Below are 17,809 nucleotides of genomic sequence, written 5' to 3' on the forward strand. Positions count from 1 at the left end.
GTTTTTTGTACACTTCAAGAAATATTCAAAGAAAAAAGGCATAGTAAGGAAATACTCAGGACGGATCTCACAACAAACAAAAAAGGAAGCCGTATCATCTTTTGATTAATGATACGGCTTCCTTTTTTCGATATAATGACTAGTCCTAAATATCGCTTTATAAAACTATGCTTTACGCAAAACTATAAAGTGCGAATTTTAATGTTTCTCCACTGGCTAGAGCCCGGGTGTTCTTGCAAAGCAATTTTACCTTTTGCAACTTTCGCAAAGTCAGCAAAGTCTTTGTTTTTAAATTTACTGTTAGCAACCATTTGGTTCCATTCGTCGCTACCAATTTGACCTTCAAATGTTTTGATGCCATTTAACCAGAAAGTAAGATGTCCTTTATCCTGGATCAATTTAACTTTGTTCCATTCGCCAACTGGTACCGGTTTAGAAACCGAAGCATCTCCAGACATATCATACAAACATCCCGCAAGGTGATTCTCTTTTTTGTTGTCGCTAGCATCAATATTATCTAATACTTGCATTTCAGGACCTGTAAGGTAAGTAGCTCCGTATTTAGGATCTTCCTGAATATCGAAGATGATTCCACTGTTACCACCTTTAGATATTTTCCACTCCAGGTTAAGTTCATAATTCTCATAAATGCCATCAGTAACTAGATCGCCTCCACCTGTTGACAAGGTAGGATTAAAAACTATTGCGCCATCTTTAACCTCCCACTTTGCACCTGCTTCTTTTTTAAGATAGGTGTGCCATCCTTTTGTCGTTTTTCCGTCAAATAACAATTTCCAGCCAGCCTTTTTTTCTTCTTTTGAGAGCGTATTAGGTGTTTGAGCCATTGCAGTGGTAAATAAGAATGCAGAGGCTGCTAAAACGATTAATTTTCTTTTCATGAGTTTTTATTTTGAGGATGCTAATATAAGAATTAGCTTAAATAATCAAGTCTGTAGTTGAAATATATCAAACACTTTTCATTTTGGGTTTAATGTAGCTTTTTATACAAAAACACTATTCGAGGTAAACTGTTGTAGCTGTTATAACGTATGTATTTCAATAATAGCTCAATGAAACTATTCTATCTATTTGTAGTTTTTTATTTTGCAGGTATTGAAACTGTACTTGCCCAAGTTGGTAGTTCTGTGGGTAAAGATTCATTGGTTACACAGAGGTATTTTTACAACAAAGAGTATAGCGATATTTATAAGGAAAATGGAGATTTGTCGTACATCTCGCCCAGAGGTGAGTTGTCTGGCCCTATTAAGTATGTCATTAACGGAAGAATTACCAAGACTTACATGATATTGGCTATACCTGAATCACCTGTCGCTTTTGCTATGGTTCCCGACTTTACAGTTAAGGTTATCGATGAAAGATCTGCCGGTGTGAGGACGCCGGATTTGAAACTCGGGGGTACGCTATATTTTCGGCTCAGTCAATCCCTCAAGAATTATAAGTACGCAACGTTAAAATTTACCCATCATTCAAATGGTCAAGATGGTGAAGCATTAAATCCGGATGGCACCATAAATGTCAAAACCGGCAATTTTAGTACTAATTACCTTACTGTAGGCTACAATTTTGGCAACCGAACCAAGCCGCTTAATTCTATTTATTACACATTAAATCACTATGGTGGCTTTGAATGGCACAAATGGTTTAATTATGAAAAAGCACTTACACATGATTATGGGTTTACAAGGGTGCTGTATGATTTTTCGCTTCGCAGATATGTTAAACAGAAAGAAAATTGGCGCGCAAATGTTGGGGTAAATTACGCGGTAAACCCTATGGATAATTATGATGCTTTTGCTATAAAGAAACGTCTTAATGTAGAAACGTCATTTAATTACAGTTTCCCTTTTATGAATAATGTGTTTTTAATGGCTGCTGTGGGCTATTATGGCGAGGATCCGTACAATATCTATTACCGAAACAAGTATAGCTATTTGCGACTAGGTATATCTACAGGGTTGTAATATCTATTTTATGAAATTGTTATACAGGCAATTGACGGTTTCTAATAATATGCTGTTAAAACCATTGGTGTAAATAGTATTAGAGCCATTGGTGATAACAACTATTCCAAACTTTTCCTTTGGTTCAAAAAACATAGCGCTATACAATCCATAAGCAGAACCAGTATGCCCTGTCATAATCTTTCCCGGTATCAGGTTGTCGACATTCGCTATTGCCAAGCCATAACCCTCTTCTTCGGAAATTTTTGTTTGCATTAATTTATCGCTCTTTTTGCTAATGATCTTTACACCTTTATACTTACCCTGATTCATGTGCATGGTCATGTATTTAGCAAGGTCAGTAGCGGATATCTTCATTCCTCCGGTTGGAGAAAATAGAGGCGTACTGTAGCCCATTATATAGTTTTTTAACTCTTCTCTGCGCGGTGCATAGGCGGAAGGATCTGGGGTAAAAGTTTTAGAAACCTTATCGTATTCATATAAAGTTGTGAATAGACTATTGTCTAATGAATCTACACAATAGCCGCCATAGAGCTTCAATGGATCTAGGATGTGATGCTTTACATATTGGTCGAACCTTTCTCCTGATAGTTTTTCTATTACTGCGCCCACCATATTAAAATTCAGATTGCAGTATTTGTACCCTTTTCCCGGTTCGTAATCGTTATAGCATTTTGTCCAGTTCTGGCTTTTCTCCGGGTTAATAACATCGAAATTGAAATAGCCTTCACTATCATTTATGCTAGAGGTGTGGGAAAGTACCATTTTAAGGGTAATGATGGTTTCAGGGAATTTGGGGTTTCTTACTTTGAAACCAACCAATTTGCTGAAGTCATCATCTAAAGATAGTTTTCCTGCTTCTGCAAGTTGCATGATGGAAGTGGTAGAGAAGGATTTGGAAATAGAGGCAATTCTGAAAATATCCTTATCTGTAAGTGCTGTATTGCTTTCAATATTTTTAAGACCAAAGGAGTTTGTGTAAATGATGTTGCCCTTTTTTACGACTGCAACTGATAACCCTACGGCATCCAGTTTTTTCATGATGTCTTTTATCTCAGCCTCTGCTTTGGCAGCCTGACCAAAGCTAAATAAAGAGGTACTTAAAATAAGGATTGTTGATGTAATGTACTTAAGGGTTCTTTTTATCATACCTTTTGTAGTTGATTATCAAAGTAGTATTTGGAAGCAATTTGCGAACTCTTTCAACTTCTTCATCTGAAATTTTCCCACTCAATTTAAAGAGATCAATCTTGATTTTCGCTATTTCATTAGGTATTTCAATATCTCCCAGAAAGGTTATTGATAGGTTTTTAATTTCCTTTAGTATCAGTAGTTCTTTAGGGAATGTTTTTACCTGAATGTTTATTCCATCAAAGGGGTCTTGTGCATCGAGTTTAAATTTCTCTTCAAGGGCAACATTAGTTGTATCCTTTATCCGAATCATCCAACCTATTTGAGGTTTTAGGGTAAAGGTCTTTTTATTTTCAGTAACTCCGGCAAAACCAGCCCAAAGCTCTAGTGGCGTATTTTTAACGTTGCCATTAATAATTTCCGAATGGATAAGGTCTACTTTCACTATTTCATTAGGAAGAGTACTTCCGTTTTGCAAATCTTTTAGGTTATTCTTTTTTCCATCTTTATTGTAAGGAAAAAACTTAACGATCCAACCATCAATAATTTTAGGCGCTCCATATTTCTCTAAGGTGTGGTATTTAAACATATTCCTCCAAAAATCTTTATCTATTTTGCCTTTAGAAGCCTTTACAAATCCTTGTAAAAGTGGTTCTATTTCATCTATCCACCAGTCGAGTTTGTATTTTCTGAGATATCTTGCCTTTTCAAGTACTTTTTCCCAATCTTTAGGAGTGCCCTCGAGTGTGATTTCGGGAATGCCGCATGAAATTGTAATAACTATATACTTAAAATATGGTTTTACAGCTTCCATTGTAGTAATTTGAGATGCGATTTTTGAAGCTGGTGTTGTTGTCGTAAAATCGGAGGTGGTAGCCTTAATTAATTCCTTGCCGGTAAAAGTGGCTATTTGCTCAGTAAAACCGGAAAATACTTTCTCCCAGGGACTATTGGGATTATCTAAATGTATTTGATTGTTGTTGACAATGAGGCTAACCTTACCATTATGATTTACAAAAAGATCTCGAAGCTGCTCCGCATTATTATTTACATGGCGGGCAAAGCCTTGATTTATCAACAACGAAATCATATCTGGTGATATTACAAATGATCTATGTTCGGCATAGGCCTGATACATTCCTGCAAAAAAAGAATGATTGCCGAAATAAACAAGGCTATCTGGAGCATTACTCTGAGCTACAATATTGTATGGGAAGTCAATTCTATTTTCGCTAATGTCATGCTGGTTGAGCATTGCCTCAGATAGGATTAAGTTTTTGTAAAGATCTTTAGAAGAAATTAGTCCTAGAGGCTTATCTGGTCTTTTTAGCTCCTCAACCTTAAACGTAATGCTTTTTTGCGCGTAGGTAACAAACGAAGTGAGTATTAAAATTAAGGTTAACTTTTTCTTCATGTTTTTAGAGCGTTACTTCCGATTGGTTTTAGTGACTTATAGATTAAATATAGTGAAAATAATTGTTCGAAATCTGCGGTGAATTTCTAAATTGCCGCCATGATCGATTATAAGATAGAAGCGGCAAGGGCAGCCTTGCCTTTCATTAAAACAGGGCAAGTTGTAGGTTTAGGAGCGGGAACAACGGTATCTCATTTGGTAGATATGGTTAAGCAGGATGAGGATTTAGCTGCAAGTGTTACTTTTACTTCGTCGTCATTTAAAACCACTGCCTATTTACAGCAAAACGGATTAAAGGTGCAGTCGCCATCGCTACTTAAAAAGATAGATGTTTATTTTGATGGTTGTGATCAGTTTGATGAAGAACTGAATGCTTTAAAAAGTGGCGGTGGAATTCATACCACCGAAAAGATTCTGGCGGCAATGGCAACAGATTTTATATTGATAGGAGATGAGGGTAAATTCTCCGAAAAACTGGATGCTACTTATCCGATAGTGTTAGAAATACTACCGCAGGCTTTGCAAATGGTACTTGGCAGATTGTCGTTTGAGTTTCCGGGTTCTTCAATAAAGCTGCGCATGAGCACTCAAAAAGATGGTGCTGTTATCTCAGACAATGGAAACCTTTTGGCTGATGTTCACTTTGCTGAATTACCGGAATTGCAAAAGCTAAACGTTCAAATTAAAATGATACCGGGTGTGGTAGAGCATTCTTTATTTTACGGGATGGCTACAAAGGCAATCATAGCAGGTAAAAATGGAACTAAGGTAATTACGCCAAATGTGGCTCAACGTGTATAATTACATCTTTAATACTTAAATCTGAAGCCAGGAGTTCGTCTTTTACCTGATGAGCTACCTGGTGTGCAGTAAATACATCGATGGTGCCATCTACTTCTATGTGCATATCTACATAATATTGTAGGCCCATTTTTCTGACGAAGCACTTTTCTACTTCCTTTACTTCGATATGCTGAGCGGCTATTCTGGAAATTTCTGCTATGAATTCGGGTGATGGTGCGGCATCCATAATTTCTGAAAACGCGGGACGTATGATTTTTATAGCATTATAGATGATGAATACGCAGGCCATTAATGCTGCCCAGTCGTCTGCGCCTTCATATCCTTTGCCTAATACAAGGGCAATTACAATTCCAATAAATGCTGCAATAGAGGTAATTGCATCACTTCTGTGGTGATAAGCGTCTGCCTTTACTGCCTGACTGTTTAATCGTTTTCCGATTTTAAGTACATAGCGGAACAAAAGTTCTTTAGTAAGAATTACTACAAGCAGTACAATTAAAGTGTAGCTTTTAGGAAGTCCGTGGGGTGTTCTGATGTAATATATAGAGTTATATGAAATCCATCCAGCCGCTGCTATTAGAAATAAACCTATCAGTACTGCTGCTACTGGTTCGGCTTTTCCATGCCCATAAGGATGCCCCTGATCGGCAGGTCGTTGGGCATAAATAAGGGCTAGCCATAGTAAGCCTGAACTAACTACATCTGCGCCGGATTCGGTAGCATCAGCAATTAAAGCATAGGAATGACCAAGGTATCCTGAAAGGCCTTTTACAAATATTAAAGCTATGCTGATAATGATACCTAGCTGAGTAGTTCGTATGGCTTCTTTAGAAGTGTTTTTTGATGATAATTCCATTGCAAAGTTAGTTGTTAGTGGCGCGCCCAAAAGGAATTACCGGGAAGGGTAGAGTAGTCATCATTGTCGTCATCATTATCGTCATCCTGCTCGGTTCGTCATCCTGAATTTATTTCAGGATCTCGCAATCGCTATTCAAAACCTGCTTAAACGAGATCCTGAAATAAATTCAGGATGACGACAATGATGACGAACCGAGCAGGATGACGACAATGATAACCGACCTTACCCTTCCCGGTAATTCCTTTTGGGGCGCAAAAATAGTGTTTTAGATGGATGTGTATTGTATGTTTTTTAATAAATTATGTGTTTTTGAATAAATTATAGGTTAAGAGTTTAATACCGCTAACGGAGGAGTGTTTAACACTTTTCTGCTACTAAGTACCCCTGTTAACACCACCAAAAAACAAATCAGGGTAAATAGCAAAAGTATTGGAAGCAGGGAAGGAGTAAAGCTGGTATCAAAGCTGAATACGGCTAACAACCAACTACCTCCAAGGGCAAGAATTATCCCTGCACCGGCAGAGAATGCACCTAGAAACAAGTACTCAATAGCTGTAATTACAAGAATCTGTTTTCGACTTGCGCCAAGAGTTCTTAGTAATACGCTTTCTCTTAAACGCTGACCTCTGCTAGTTAATACTGCCGAAACGAGCACTATCCAGCCTGTTGCCATGCTAAATGCTGCCATAAACTGGATTACAAAACTTATTTTCGACAACAGTTCATCCAAGGTTTTTAATATGAGCCCTAAATCTATAACAGATACATTAGGAAATTCTTTTACAACAGCACTTTGGAACTTGGCCGAAACATCGTTTGAGGTAATTCGGGTCATCAATACATGAAACTGCGGAGCATCCTCAAGTACGCCTGTCGGGAAAACAACCCTAAAATTGGTCTGCATTCTTGCCCAATTTACTTCTCTTAAACTTCCGACAACAGTGGGGATCAATAATCCTTGTACATTAAAAACGATACTATCGCCAACGCCCGCACGAATATGTTTGGCGTAGCCTTCTTCTAAGGATACATATACCTGTGCCCCTGGTTTTACTTTGCCTTTCCATACACCTTCTGTTACTTTTTCTGCGGAGGTTAGTGTGTCCTGAAAAGTTACCCTAAGCTCTCCCTGTGTTGCACGTTTAGAATCTTTAGTTGTATCCTTAAGGGCTTTTTTTGCATATATCTTTTCAATTCTAACGGTTACAACCGGTACCTGATTCATTACCGGTAATTTATAATCTCGGGTTAGTTTTGCAACAGCCTCCTTTTGTTCGTTTTGAATATCGAACAGGATCATGTTTGCTTGATTTCCTTCGGCAGATATGGTTACTCGTTTTATTAAAATGCCTTGTACAAAAAATAGAGTGCAGATAAATGCTGCTGACAAACCTATAGACACCGTAAGCATAAGGGTTTGGTTATTTGGCCGGTAAAGGTTAGCAAAACCCTGCCTCCATAAATAGCTGGAAGAGCTTGGGATGACTCTTTTTACCGCCCACATCAGGAGTCGGGATAAACCAAAAAGTAAAAGGAACGCAATCAGGATACTTGCAGTAAACACAGCTGCCTGCATCCAGCTACTCATTTGGAATCTGGTAAAGGCCAGTACAAAGAGTAAGATAAGTAAATATACGAACCATTTTAGCGGATCTCTTGGGTCGGTTGATTTCTCAAACGAATGCCTGATGGCGTTTAATGGAGAAATGGTACGTACAGAAAGAAGTGAAGGTAGTGCAAATAAAACTGAAATGATTAAACCCAGTAATACACCTTGTCCGATGGCAAGCCATGAAATTTGCAGCGTAAGTTCTACAGGTATGAAATCCTTTAGTACCATTGGCAGTGCAAACTGTATTATTGTACCTAATGCCGCGCCTACAACGGCGCCAATAAATCCAATAAAAACAATTTGGATGAGGTAAATTAAAAATGCCTCCCATGCTTTTAAGCCCAAACAACGTAGAGTAGCTATGGAGTTTAGTTTTTCGCCAATGTAAACATGAATGGCACTTCCAACACCTATACATCCTAATAGTAGCGCAATAAAACCTGATAGTTCAAGGAATCTGCTTACATCTCTGAACGACTTTCCGGTGCTTTCCTTTTTAGATTCTACAGTTTCTGTGTCGAGGTCTTCCTTATCAAGTAAAGGTTGAATTTTTTTTACCTGAGTTGCTACAGCAGATGGTTTATTGTATCTGTAGTAATACTTGTATTGGATTCTGCTGCCTATTTTGGTTAATCCGGTTTGCTCAAGATACTTTAATGGAATATAAACTACAGGCGCTACAGTAGCTGATATTCCGGTTTGTCCGGGTGCTTTATCCAATATTCCTGCTATTAGGAAGTTAAGGCTGCCAATTTTAATGGAGTCGCCGGGTTTGGCGTTGAATTGCAGCATAACTGTTTTATCAACTAATGCCCTACGCTCTTGCTGAAAAGTCCTTGCAGCATTTACCGGAGTAGTTTCAATGGTGCCGTAAAATGGGTAATTACCTTCTAGTGCCCGCACCTGCACCAATCTGCTACCTTCATTTTTAAGAAAATAGATCATTGATGCAAAGCTTCTTTCTGATGCTTTTTCATCCCCTAAGGTATCCAGTACGGCTTGGGTTTTTGCACTCACAGGTTTGCGAGCTTGTATGGTCAGATCTGCTCCGGTAAGCATTTTAGCCTGATTATCAATGTCGCGCTGCATGTTATCTCTAAATGAATACACAGCTACTAACGCTGCAATTCCGAGGATAATTGACGATACGAAAAGAAACAGACGAGATTTATTGCGACGCGCATCACGCCAGGCCATTTTAAAAAGCCAGCCAATGTTTACAGATCTTTTAAGTGCGGGATTATCTTGTTGCATTTGGATCGTCTGAAATGATTACGCCACCTTTTATTTTTATGATTCTGTTTGTTCTCATAGCCAGTTCCAGATCGTGGGTAACGATGATCAGCGTAGTTCCGGCATCTCTGTTTAGTTCAAACATTAGTTTTTCTATCTTTTCGCTGGTTTCTGCATCCAGATTACCCGTAGGCTCATCGGCAAAAAGTATAGCCGGTTTATTGGAAAATGCCCTTGCCAGCGAAACGCGTTGCTGTTCGCCTCCTGAAAGCTGAACAGGATAGTGGTGCGAGCGTTCTGCAAGACCCACTTTATCTAATAAATCCATGGCGTGTGCCCGAATATCTTTTTCTCCACGTAACTCCATTGGTACCATTACGTTTTCAAGCGCGGTTAAGGTTGGCATTAGCTGGAAGTTTTGAAATATAAAACCTATGTAACGGTTGCGCACTGCCGCCCGTTGGTCTTCTGTAAGCTCATCGAGTTTGATGCCGTTTAGTTTAACGGAGCCTGTGGTCGATCTGTCGAGCCCGGCACAAAGTCCCAGGAGTGTAGTTTTGCCACTGCCGGATGGGCCTGTAATTGCAAGGGTAGAGCCTCCTTCTACAGAGAAATTAACGTTGTTAAGTACGGTAAGCTCTTTACCCGCACTTTTATATATTTTACTTACGTTTTCAATATGGAGTATGTTTTCTGAAGGCATATTATTAATAAATAGGTATTTTTATAGCTAAATATACGAGGCCTAATAAGTAATGGCTAATTTTAGAATTATATTACATAGATATGTTACGTTTTAAAGCTTCAACCCTGATCGTCCTGTTATTCGTTGTGTTTGCATCATGTGGGAACAAACAAAGTAAACAGATTGATGAAACATCAAATGCAAAGCCAGCTGAGGCAGTGCCTGGAGCTACTGAGGTTCCGGTTAAGGAAAAAAACATCTTATTCTTTGGCACAAGTTTAACCGCTGGGTATGGGCTTGAACAGGGGGAGGCATATCCCGAATTGTTACAGAAAAAACTGGATTCACTTAAACTTCCTTATAAAGCAATAAATGGCGGACTAAGCGGTGAAACATCTGCCGCCGGAAAAAACAGGATAGATTGGTTGCTGAAACAACCTGTTGCTGTGTTTGTGCTCGAATTGGGCGCTAATGATGGCTTGCGTGGAGTAGCGGTTAGCGAAACTACGGCAAACCTACAGGCTATAATAGATAAGGTTAAAAAGAAATACCCTGAGGCTAAAATGATTTTAACCGGAATGGAAGTGCCACCTAATATGGGTGCCAAATATGCTTCTGATTTTAGAAACATGTTTAAGGCGCTTGCTGCTAAGAATGAAATGGTTTTTCTGCCATTTTTGTTGGAGGGCGTGGCAGGCATTCCTAAGCTAAACCAGGGCGATGGTATTCATCCTACTGCTGAGGGACAAAAAATAGTGGCAGAAAACGTTTGGTCGAAATTGAAAGGCGTGTTGTAATTAGTAAAGATTTTTTTTATTATCTTCATTATCTAATCAAATAGGAATAGTGTATGAACATAGTCATTAAAATTTGGGTGCGCAACCCTGAATGGTACTCTAATGATCAAAAAAATCCAGATAACCGAATTCCAAAACACTCTCATAGTGCAGCTTTTAAATTCTCGGAAGAAGTAACTAGCTATGCTAAAGTGGATACAGATACGTATGAATTGATAATCTCTACCGAAGATGATAGTAATGAGAATTCTGCTGTTCTGGGTACAGTTGTATTGAAAGATGTTCATGTAACTGAGTTTAATCATGGAGAGGATAGCACCCCTGTTATTATATCAAATGAGATCATTCATGATATTGTTACTACTCAAAAGGAAAGCGGAAAGATCTGCTGGGATTATTTCCTTAAAGAGAATATCGATATTTTAAATCTGGAATCGAATATCTGGCTATCTGCTGCCCATAGGGATCAGCTTCTTAAGGAGGTTCCTGGCCTTACGCTTGCTTAAAGTAAGATTTTGTGTTTGACTAAGTAAGATTGTTTATTTGCTTAAATAAATAGTAAAAGGCATATTTATAGCTAATTTATTTAGTTTTTAGGTTGTTTTGCTAATTTATTTAGCTTAATTTTGTCGTGACCTAAATTTATTTGTCATGAGCGAAGGGAAGCAAATAATTCATATGGATCAGGATGCATTTTTTGTGTCTGTAGAGATTAAAAAAAATAATAAACTTGCCGGAAAACCTGTAATCATTGGTGGTACATCAGATAGGGGAGTGGTAACCTCATGTAGTTATGAGGCCCGTAAGTTTGGAGTACACGCCGCCATGCCAGCCAGAATGGCAAAAATGCTGTGTCCACATGCAGTTTTTATTAAAGGCAATATGGATGCTTATTCAAAGGCATCCCACGAAATTACCGATATTATTAGGGAAAGGGTACCGCTGTTTGAAAAAGCCAGCATTGATGAGCATTATATAGATATGACGGGCATGGATAGGTTTTATGGCTGTATGACCTATGCACATGAGCTTCGGGAAACTATTATTAGAGAATCGGGTTTGCCAATTTCTTTTGGCTTGTCGGTAAATAAAACGGTTTCTAAAATGGCAACCAATGAGTGCAAGCCAAATGGAGAGAAGAATGTTGAAGCATCAGGCGTGCAACCCTTTTTAAACCCCCTTTCTATCAGGAAAATTCCGGGACTAGGCGAAAAGACTTTTATAAAGCTTAGTGATATGGGCATCAAGAAGATTTATACGCTAGCCCAAATCCATCCGGATCAGATGAATATGCTGATGGGTAAAAATGGCTTGTCGCTACTTCAGAAAGCTAAAGGCATAGATAATAGTCCGATAATTCCTTATGCTGAGCAAAAAAGTATTGGTACACAATGCACATTTAAAGCAGATACTATAGATATAAATATGATCAATAATCTGCTTACCGCAATGGTAATGGATATTGCATTTCAGCTGAGAGAAAAAAAGAAACTTGCAGCCTGTATTACGGTAACAATTAGGTACTCCAATTTCGAAGATGTTACCAAACAGGCCTCCATTCCTTATACATCACTTGATAGTACCTTTATTCTGAAGGCAAAGGAGCTTTTTAAGCAGGTATATACCAAGAGGATGTTGTTGCGACTTGTTGGTGTGCGTTTATCTAATTTGGTAAATGGTTTTGAGCAAATAGATATGTATAGTGAGTCGCAGGAGCAGTATAGTCTGGTGCAGGCAATGGATAAAATCCGCAAGCGTTTTGGCGAGAAGGCAGTAACAAGGGCGTCCGTTCTGGATATTAATGTATAAGCCATGTATTTAAATGTTCATTCTCAATATAGCCTGCGCTATGGTACTATGCCTATCGAAAAACTCATAGAGGAGGCAGCTTTTCGTGGGGTTACACAAATGGCGCTTACCGATATTAATAACTCTACAGGGGTTATGGAGTTTATGAGGGCTTGCAATAAGAATGGCATTAAGCCTATTGGAGGTATTGAGTTTAGACGAAATAAGCAATTACTTTATATCGGGGTTGCCAAAGATAAGGAGGGAATGAAGGAGTTGAATGATTTCCTGACTGAGCATAACCTGGAACAGAAGGAATTGCCCGACAAAGCAAAGGCCTTTAAAAATGCAGTTGTAATTTATCCTTACAGGAATGATATTGAAACAAGGGTATTAGGAGAAAACGAATATCTGGGAATTCGTTTTGATGAATTACATAGTTTGCACGGAAAGGATATTAATCACATAAAGGATAAATTACTGGCATTGCAACCTGTTTTTGTGGCCGACAAACTCGAGTATCGTTTGCATGAGTATTTAAGAGGCATAGATTTGAATACGCTGCTTACCATGGTTACACCCGAAGATAAATGTAGTAGTACCGATCTATTTTTGCCGGCAGGGGAGCTGGAAGCGAAATTTAGTAAATATGCTTTTATACTGGATAATACGCGGAAATTGATGGATGGCTGCAAGATGAATTATGCGCAGGGAAAAGTTCACCTCAACCGTAAAACCTTTACAGGGAGCACTAATGATGATAAAGCCCTACTTGAAAAACTGGCAATGGAGGGGATGGCGTATCGTTATGGAAAGAAGAATAAGGATGCGCTAAAAAAAGTAGAGAAGGAGCTGAAGGTAATTAATGATTTGGGGTATTGCGCCTATTTCTTAATTACATGGGATATTATTCGTTATTCTATGGCCAAGGGTTATTATCATGTGGGTAGAGGATCGGGAGCCAATAGTACGGTAGCTTTTTGTTTACGTATTACTGATGTAGATCCGCTGGAGCTTGATTTGTATTTTGAACGGTTTTTAAATGCACAGCGCACCTCACCCCCTGATTTTGATATTGATTATTCCTGGGATGAGCGTGAAGATGTACAGGATTACATTTTTAAGCGCTACGGAAAAGACCATACTGCGCTGCTAGGTACAATGAGCACCTTTAAAGATCGCTCTGTTATCCGTGAGATTGGTAAAGTAATGGGATTGCCAAAGGCTGAGATTGATGGTTTTACAGATCCAGCCAAAGCTGCGGTAAACCGAGATAATGCTACTTTTAAAAAGATCACGGCCATATATGAGATGATGAAGGAAATGCCCAATCAAAGAAGTATTCATGCCGGCGGGGTTCTGATTTCGGAAGAACCGATTACCTATTATACTGCATTGGATTTTCCACCTAAGGGAATGGCAACTGTACAATGGGATATGTACGAGGCCGAAGCTATTGGCTATGATAAATACGATATATTAAGTCAGAGGGGGATAGGGCACATCAAAGAGGCGGTAAGATTGGTAGAGGAAAACCAACAACGTAAAATAGATATTCATCAGGTAAAGGTGTTTATGAAAGATGCCAATCTGAATAACAAATTAAAAACGGGCGATAGTATAGGCTGTTTTTATATCGAATCGCCTGCCATGCGCCAACTGCTTACCAAGCTTGGCTGCGAGAATTATCTGACGCTAGTTGCGGCCAGTAGTATTATTCGGCCGGGTGTTGCTCAGTCGGGTATGATGAAGGCTTACATTCAGAATTTTCATAAACCAGATGCTGTAGAATACCTACATCCGGTAATGAAAGAACAGCTGGAAGATACTTTTGGGGTAATGGTTTATCAAGAGGATGTGATTAAAATTTGTATCCATTATGCCGGAATGGATGGTACGGATGCAGATATCCTGAGACGGGGAATGAGTGGTAAATATCGTTCGAAAATAGAATTTAATAAACTGGTAGAGAAGTTTCATGATAGTGCAAAGGCGCTAGGGCGACCGGAGAATATTACAGCGGAGGTATGGAGGCAGGTATATTCTTTTGCAGGTTATAGTTTCTCTAAGGCGCATTCGGCCAGTTTTGCCGTAGAAAGTTATCAGAGTTTATTTTTAAAAACCTACTATCCTCAGGAATTTATGGTTGCGGTACTGAATAACTACGGAGGCTTTTATACGCGCTGGTTGTATGTTCATGAATTGCAAAAGGCCGGTGCAAAGGTACACTTGCCTTGTGTTAATGTAAGCACATCTGTGGTTTCTATTAAAGGGTCCGATGCGTATCTAGGGCTTATTGGTATACAAGGGTTTGAGAATAAATTTATAGAATTGATTCCTGAAGATGTTAAACTAAATGGTGCATTTGCCGACCTGGAAGATTTTGTGAAACGTACAGGTATGGGACTGGAACAGGTAATTATCCTAATTAGGGTTGGAGCTTTGAGGTTTACAGGTAAAAGTAAGAAAACGTTGTTGTGGGAAGTTCATATGATGTTGGGCGGTAAAGTTAAACCTGTTAATCATGCGGAACTTTTCCATCTGGAAAGTAAACATTATGCGCTGCCGGAACTGATTAATACTGAACTTGAAGATGCTTATCATGAATTGGAACTGCTTGGATTTCCTTTGTCGCTCTCTATGTTTGATCTATTGAGAACTGCATATAGAGGAGATGTACGCACAAATAATCTGATTCAGTATGTTGTTGGCCAAACGGTTAAAATGGTTGGCCTATATGTTTGCGAGAAGACTGTGCATATGAAGAATGGCAAGAAAATGTGGTTTGGTACTTTTCTGGATGCTGATGGAAATTTCTTTGATACCACACATTTCCCTGGTAGTACACCCACTTATCCTTTTAGAGGAAAAGGCTGTTACCTAATATTAGGTAAGGTGGTAGAAGATTTTGGTTTCCCAAGTGTTGAGGTGGTTAAATTTGCAAAGCTACCCATAGTTGATAACCCTGTGATGGCTTAGGTTTTGTCTGTGGCTTGGTGAAACACTGATTTTTGAATAAGTACAAAATTTGGTATTTTATTTTTCTGAGATGATAATGCCAAACAAAAAATTGTCGGAAACTTAATAGCCGGAAAAAGTGCGGAATATATAATGTTCTTTGCTTTTGATGTAAGAGAATAAGACTTTTGTTACTAGAATTGTGTGCCTAAATTGTAGTCTCATAAATTAATTTTTGTTCAGCACTTTTCTTAGTTATGTCTATTTAGATTTTTAGACATGGTTATATTTGGTTTTTAGGCATTGTTGTTCCTGCATCGAACAGCAATGCCTTCTTTAAAATACTCACAACGATTTTCTTTTATTAGCTGTCCTGATTCAGTTTTGAGGTTTTTTTTGTATCCTTCATGAAAACATACACCAGTAAGGAGATGAAAATACAAACAGTAATATACCAGTAGTAGTATTCTTCGTGATGCCAGTTTTTTAGTTGCAAAGCAATATATTCTGCTGATCCACCGAATATGGCAACAGTTAGTGCGTAAGGCAATCCAACCCCTAAGGCTCTAACTTCGGCAGGAAACAGTTCGGCTTTTACCACCGCATTGATACTGGTGTAGCCACTCACAATAATTAAAGCAATCATTAAAAGGAAAAATGCTTGCCATTGAGATGTGGTATGACTTAGTGTGGTAAGTAACGGAACTGTGCATATTGTACCCAATACACCAAAAGCGATAAGAAGTGGTCGCCTTCCTATTTTGTCTGACAAAGCACCAAATAAAGGTTGCAAACAAGCAAAGATGAAAAGTGTTAAAAACGACATTAGTGTAGATTGCTCCTTTGTCATGTGAACAGTGTTGACAAGGAACTTTTGCATATAAGTGGTATAGGTATAGAAAGCCAGTGTGCCACCTAATGTTAATCCTATTACTGTAATTACGGCTTTAGGGTGTTTTAATAACTCTTTTACTGTTCCCTTTTTTTCTGTTCCGCGTGCTTTTTGGTTTTCAAAAGCTTTTGTTTCGTCGAGGTTTTTTCTGAGATAAAGCGCTACGATAGAAAGGATAGCCCCGAAAATGAATGGGATGCGCCATCCCCATTCCTGAAGTTGAGTTTCGGAGAGCAGTACTCTTTGTAGGACTAATTGAATAGCAAGGGCAAGCAGTTGACCGCCTATTAAGGTTACGTACTGAAAGCTGGAGTAAAAACCACGTCTGTTTTTGGTGGCCATTTCACTTAAATAGGTTGCGGATACGCCATATTCGCCACCAACACTTAGTCCCTGAAGTAGCCTTGCCGTTAATAATAATATAGGTGCTACAATGCCGATGGTTTTGTAAGTGGGAGTTAGTGCAATTAAACATGAGCCAAGCGACATTAATAATACGGAAAGAGTCATGGATTGTTTGCGGCCAACGCGATCAGCTATGCGACCAAAAATATAACCACCCAGTGGGCGCATTAAAAACCCTAAGGCAAATATTCCAGCAGTATTTATTAATTGTACAGTAGGATTCCCTTCGGGGAAGAAAGAAGCAGAGAAGTAAATTGCAAAAGCGGAGTATGCATACCAATCGTACCATTCTACAAGATTGCCTATTGAGCCACCGAAAATAGCTTTTAGTCTTCTTGCAGAGATTTTATCTTCGTTTTCGTTCATTGGTTCTATAGTCAAATGTAATTTATAATGTTTAATTTTTTGTGGGTAATAATTGGTTGTTCTAAATTTTTTATCAGCTGATACAATATTTCGTTTCTAAATGCGTCTTTATATGGAGAGCGTTAATTTAGATAGGCAGGAATGGTTGGTATGATCATTCCTGCTTTCTTTTTAAGCTTATCCTATTTCCTTTTTAAGCTTATCTCATTACGCTTTGTTCCTTTCCCTTTGTTTCCTTTCCTTTTTTATAGTTAAGTCTAATGTAATAAGTGCGCGCGTTAAAGTGTACTCACGTTGAAGTGTACTCGTGTTAAAGTTTAAGGATATCTTTTATTATATGTTAAGTGTATACTATGTAGTTAGGTGTGTACCATATATAGTGTATACCATATATAGGTATAGATTATAATAGGTGTATATATAATTATATATAATAGTGTATACATAATGGTGTGTGTGTCTGGATTTAGGTATTGGGCGAATCGATCGTCATCCTGAATTTATTTCAGGACCCCGCACTAGCAGGGCTTTCTTTCTCTTGAGAGATGCTGATGCCGGCCTTCGCCGGCATGGCGAATTCAGTATAGCGAACGCACGTTGTCATTGGTAATTTATTTTGCTTCGCAGCTTCTTCAAGCTCGGCATTCCGCAATAAACACTGGTAATAAATACACCTAATAGCTGAATATAAAAAAGTAAGGTATCCCTTGGATTCCGGCGCTGTGCCGGCTTTGTTCCGGTTCGGGAGAAATCAGGCTTTTTTGAGGGGTTTCTCAGGCTCTTCCCAGGCCAAGCTGAGGTAAATCGCCTGAGTTGTGCCTGGGTAGAACCTGGGCGATGCCCCGGCGGGTTACCCCGGGAGCCGGGCAGATCATGGCCTGCC

Annotated in this window: 13 protein-coding genes; 6 read left to right on the forward strand and 7 right to left on the reverse strand. The window is 38.8% G+C overall.

Going from position 1 to position 17,809, the window contains the following annotated elements; translation table 11 throughout:
- Positions 1-182 precede the first annotated feature (182 nt).
- The gene (locus HQN83_RS24985; RefSeq protein ID WP_173094449.1) at positions 183-899 is read right to left on the reverse strand and encodes a 3-keto-disaccharide hydrolase; all 717 of its coding nucleotides are present in this window, start codon (positions 897-899) and stop codon (positions 183-185) included.
- 171 nt (positions 900-1,070) lie between these two features.
- Here HQN83_RS24985 and HQN83_RS24990 point away from each other — a divergent pair, with 171 nt between their 5' ends.
- On the forward strand, positions 1,071-1,982 hold the full coding sequence (locus HQN83_RS24990) for a hypothetical protein (RefSeq protein WP_173094451.1): 912 nt from the start codon (positions 1,071-1,073) through the stop codon (positions 1,980-1,982).
- A 3-nt stretch (positions 1,983-1,985) separates the two neighbouring features.
- On the opposite strand, the gene HQN83_RS24995 is transcribed toward HQN83_RS24990, so the two are convergent.
- Entirely contained in the window at positions 1,986-3,131 is a 1,146-nt protein-coding gene (locus tag HQN83_RS24995; RefSeq protein ID WP_173094453.1) for a serine hydrolase domain-containing protein, read from the reverse strand.
- Positions 3,112-4,527 (reverse strand): DUF4419 domain-containing protein, encoded by a 1,416-nt coding sequence (locus HQN83_RS25000; RefSeq protein ID WP_173094455.1) that lies wholly within the window; start codon positions 4,525-4,527, stop codon positions 3,112-3,114. Before HQN83_RS25000 ends, HQN83_RS24995 begins: the two co-directional genes overlap by 20 nt.
- Before the next feature lie 99 nt (positions 4,528-4,626).
- On the opposite strand from HQN83_RS25000, the gene rpiA reads away from it, so the two are divergent.
- Positions 4,627-5,328: a ribose 5-phosphate isomerase A gene (rpiA, locus tag HQN83_RS25005; protein ID WP_173094457.1), complete on the forward strand. Its 702-nt coding sequence runs from the start codon at positions 4,627-4,629 to the stop codon at positions 5,326-5,328.
- On the opposite strand, the gene HQN83_RS25010 is transcribed toward rpiA, so the two are convergent.
- The 3 genes from HQN83_RS25010 to HQN83_RS25020 form a co-directional block, all read right to left on the reverse strand.
- The gene (locus HQN83_RS25010) at positions 5,300-6,187 is read right to left on the reverse strand and encodes a cation diffusion facilitator family transporter (protein ID WP_173094459.1); all 888 of its coding nucleotides are present in this window, start codon (positions 6,185-6,187) and stop codon (positions 5,300-5,302) included. The genes rpiA and HQN83_RS25010 overlap by 29 nt on opposite strands.
- Positions 6,188-6,515: 328 nt before the next feature.
- Positions 6,516-9,056 carry an ABC transporter permease gene (locus HQN83_RS25015; RefSeq protein WP_217277470.1) on the reverse strand — a complete coding sequence of 847 codons (2,541 nt, stop codon included), beginning with the start codon at positions 9,054-9,056 and terminating at the stop codon, positions 6,516-6,518.
- Positions 9,043-9,738, reverse strand: a complete 696-nt coding sequence (locus HQN83_RS25020) for an ABC transporter ATP-binding protein (RefSeq protein WP_172659553.1) — start codon at positions 9,736-9,738, stop codon at positions 9,043-9,045. Before HQN83_RS25020 ends, HQN83_RS25015 begins: the two co-directional genes overlap by 14 nt.
- Positions 9,739-9,821: 83 nt before the next feature.
- Between HQN83_RS25020 and HQN83_RS25025 the strand changes: the two genes are divergently transcribed.
- From HQN83_RS25025 to HQN83_RS25040, 4 genes are all read left to right on the forward strand, one after another.
- The gene (locus tag HQN83_RS25025; RefSeq protein ID WP_173094461.1) at positions 9,822-10,517 is read left to right on the forward strand and encodes an arylesterase; all 696 of its coding nucleotides are present in this window, start codon (positions 9,822-9,824) and stop codon (positions 10,515-10,517) included.
- A gap of 53 nt (positions 10,518-10,570) precedes the next feature.
- The gene (locus HQN83_RS25030; RefSeq protein WP_173094464.1) at positions 10,571-11,023 is read left to right on the forward strand and encodes a hypothetical protein; all 453 of its coding nucleotides are present in this window, start codon (positions 10,571-10,573) and stop codon (positions 11,021-11,023) included.
- 145 nt (positions 11,024-11,168) lie between these two features.
- Positions 11,169-12,326, forward strand: coding sequence for a DNA polymerase IV (gene dinB, locus HQN83_RS25035; RefSeq protein WP_173094466.1), 1,158 nt, complete (start codon positions 11,169-11,171; stop codon positions 12,324-12,326).
- Between the two features lie 3 nt (positions 12,327-12,329).
- The gene (locus HQN83_RS25040; RefSeq protein WP_173094468.1) at positions 12,330-15,284 is read left to right on the forward strand and encodes a DNA polymerase III subunit alpha; all 2,955 of its coding nucleotides are present in this window, start codon (positions 12,330-12,332) and stop codon (positions 15,282-15,284) included.
- A gap of 343 nt (positions 15,285-15,627) precedes the next feature.
- Here HQN83_RS25040 and HQN83_RS25045 read toward each other — a convergent pair whose 3' ends face one another.
- Complete coding sequence (locus HQN83_RS25045) at positions 15,628-16,926, reverse strand: MFS transporter (RefSeq protein WP_173094470.1); 1,299 nt, start codon at positions 16,924-16,926, stop codon at positions 15,628-15,630.
- Positions 16,927-17,809 lie beyond the last annotated feature (883 nt).

It is taken from the genome of Pedobacter foliorum, from assembly GCF_013266735.1.
In the GTDB taxonomy this organism is placed as follows: domain Bacteria; phylum Bacteroidota; class Bacteroidia; order Sphingobacteriales; family Sphingobacteriaceae; genus Pedobacter; species Pedobacter foliorum.